3 protein-coding genes are annotated in these 3312 nt (G+C 42.5%); all 3 read right to left on the reverse strand.

The annotated features are described in order from the left end of the window. Window positions 1-1917 (reverse strand): chondroitin lyase (locus KGY70_19485; GenBank protein ID MBS3777386.1); only part of this gene is annotated, 1917 nt, incomplete at its 3' end. Window positions 1918-2554: 637 nt separating this feature from the next. Beyond that, window positions 2555-2785, reverse strand: a complete 231-nt coding sequence (locus KGY70_19490) for a hypothetical protein (GenBank protein MBS3777387.1) — start codon at window positions 2783-2785, stop codon at window positions 2555-2557. 12 nt (window positions 2786-2797) lie between these two features. Continuing rightward, a partial coding sequence (locus KGY70_19495) for a hypothetical protein (protein MBS3777388.1) occupies window positions 2798-3312 on the reverse strand: 515 nt, incomplete at its 5' end.

A 3312-nucleotide genomic window follows, 5' to 3' on the forward strand; every position in this document is an offset into this window, starting at 1 on the left:
ACCATTATGTATTACACCTTGCAGGTCGGGTGTGTTTGAGAGAATCTCAATATTCCTGTTTTCGGCACTTGTTGAAGCCACCTCTTCAGGAGTGACACCCGGTACTACTATATACTGATATGAAGCATTTTCGGGGCTGTTGCCGTGGTCAATACCGAGAAGGAAGACATCTTGAGTTACCAGTTCATCAGAGGCACTTTTGGTGGCTGATATATCAGACCATCTCCCCTGTTCGGCCCTGTTGGATAAATTAACAGTTGCCGGTTTAGGTAATATGTATCCAACACTGTCATGGTGCACCCACTTTACATTTTCCAGATCGCTGTTGCTCCGGGGAGCAACTTCCGCTTGTCCTCCCTGGCTTACTCTGACATCTCCCCTGAGGTGGGCCTGATTAATGGTGGTATATGCACGAAGGTCTTCGGATTTGGAGTTTTGGTTGGGATTGGAGTTTATACCCGAGCCCAGGCAGACATATTCGTTATCGAAGAAAAACCAGGACTTTCTAGCCTCAAGAAGGTCATGAGGGCTCTTGAAGTCGTATGCCACAGCACCGTAGAGTCCGTCATCTACTCCACCAACATAATCAGTTAAACCCTCCATCTGAACCGGCATATCCCCACCGTAACTTTCGGCGATGTGATTTTCAGGTTTTTGCATTATGGTTGCCCCTGATACTTTCTGCCAGTCATATACGGGCCAGATACCGTCATATTCGTGACCATCCAGGCTGAGGTAATTTGCCCCTTCGGCCCTGTGGTGAGTAGTTATACCGGGGCCGTTATAGGGAACCTCGTAGGTTCTGTTTCTTGTTGAGTGCATTCTGACACTAGTGTAAAAATGAGGCCTTTGGAAGGTAAAGTGCTCCGTTTGCCAGAAAAACTTGGCAAAAGATCTGATATGTGCCTCTTCACCCTGTCTCAATTTCAATATGTTTTCAAGCTCATCACTCCGGTAATCAGTACTTTGAAGTAAACGCTCTATTTCCAGGGTTCCTCTTGGCGTGCTGGTCCTCTGATTGGCAATACTTCTGTCGTGAGCAGCGACATCAACATAAACACCATATACCATATGCTTGTATATTCCGTCCAGATAGTAGTCTACAAGATGGTTAATTCTGTCGGTAGGGAACTGGTAATCGGTGTTAGCTACGTAGGATGCCCACTCACCAAAAGTGTTGGCATATTTTCCATATCCATAACTTGTTGTATTGTTAACTCTGTCATGTCTGTGATGGAAACTGTAATCGTGCTGCATTCCACGCTCTCCGGTTGTGAACTTGATCTCACCGGCAATTATCTGTATTACATTATCGAATGCCTCCTTATCGTTCAGGAAAAGAAAGTTTTTAGCAACTATGGCTGCAATAGCTATTCTGTCCCCCCCGGGTCTTGCCCCGTAGAAAACTCCAGGTACCTTTTCCATGGTGGCCCTGCGTATCATAGGTTGTGCCTGCTCAACCAAGTCAGCTGGCATTTCATCGCCAATCAACAGCATCAGGTTTACAAGGTTGGTAGGTGTTGTGATCTGATTGTTATGCCAGTTCTCTCCTACAAAATCGTGTTTCACCCAGAACTCAAGTCCCCTGGTAATAATGTCTTTAATATTTTCATCCTGGTAGTAACGGGATGATTCAATATTGTATGCCCTTGCCAGACTGACAAGATTCTTCGTATGATGGCGATGCGGAAATCCGGCTTCCCTGCTGAGATCATCATAATTAATACCCTGAAAGCTGCCGTCTTCATTCACAATATCAATTATTCCGGCTATGCTTTCGTCATTAACTTCCGATCTCATAAGTTGATCGACGACCCTTCCTTTTATTATTTCAAAATCATCTGCTTTTGCATTTTTGGAAATTGAAAATAGTACGATGGTGAGAAAAATAATAAATACTTTAAAGGTTGGTTTCATAATTACAATGTCTTTTGTTATAAATAGAATTTGTCAGTTATAGAAATTGGTTTACTTAGTTAAGAAGTGCGTATTCCGATGAAAACGGACACCCATTCCGGAGCAAAGCGGATAGTGATTTTGAACATAAAAATAACACTTTTATGTAAGAAATTTTACTATAAAATTAAAACTTTTTAAGGCATTTTTCAAATGTCACTTTACAAATTTAAATTTTTTTCATCGGTTCAATAGGAGAACATCAATATATAGGGGATTACTATTTCATCGACCCGTGGAGCAATCTATAGCAATTGATCCTGTGGCTGAACAAGAATTATGAAAAAACAGCAACAAACAGGGGTTCGGCAGTCATCAGCATACCCATATTATCTTTTTTTATTTTCAGGTATACCTGATACCATAGTAAACAATATAAGCATAAGGATACATTGATGATGTTTGCAGACAGTTAGGCTAAATAATTTTTGGAATGTTGTTAACATAATATGTCTTTTTTTTGCAGTACGAACCAATTGTTATATAGTATTTTGATAATCAGTCAAATACATAAAGTATGGACTGCATTTCTTTATATCTTTCTCTCTAAGAATTTAAGAATTCAACAATATATAGTATCTGGATACTTTGTAAAATCTCATTTCGAATTGAATGAACCGATTGCTATGACCCAATCTGAACGATAAGGAGCTTCCCAGGTATGCTTGCCCGGAGTAAAACTGCCGATATCAATCTCTTTGTAGGGCTTTTTCGTGTCTACAGCGATTGCTGGCTGTTGCCCTACCATTCGCTGTAGGTTTAAATTTACTACATTGCTGTTCTCCCGGTATATAATGGCATGTTCACCTTCCGGTACCATTAATCGCATTTCCGGGCCGTCCTACATAGTGACCATTTCCGGCAAGAAGCGGCTTTCAAAGAACCTGGAATAGTTCTTGATCTGGTGTTTCATGTCGACAGTAATCGTGGTTTCGTTTACTTCCGTGGTGGCTTTGTTATCGTAAGGTTCAGAACCACGTTCGTTTTGGCTATGTGGCAGCAAGTTACCCCAGATGTTTGCCACTCCGCCTGACATGGCAGAGTGCCAAAGACCTCGCCGGGTAAGTTCAGGACTGTAATCCTTATAGCTCCATTGTTCGGAGTGGCGTAAACGAAAGCGATCTTCCTCAAATGATGGTTTATCAGGATGATGATGAATAACTTCCTTATAACGGGGATATAGGGGGCGGTAACTCGTATATCCGATATAATCACCACTCAGCCAAAATGTATACTTATCGGCAACAGGAGCCCGAAAACTGGCATCGCGAGGAGGCCTTGGCGGCCGGGGATCCACAGCCCAGAGGCCTTTCTCGTCATAACCCACACGGGCCCCAATGAAATGGCCCCATCCCA

The organism is Bacteroidales bacterium (assembly GCA_018334875.1).
Lineage (GTDB): Bacteria > Bacteroidota > Bacteroidia > Bacteroidales > UBA12077 > JAGXLC01.

Coding starts and splice junctions, on each gene's coding strand:
- KGY70_19490 (MBS3777387.1), bottom strand. CDS start 2,785: ATGCGATTAATGGTACCGGAAGGTGAACATGCCATTATATACCGGGAG.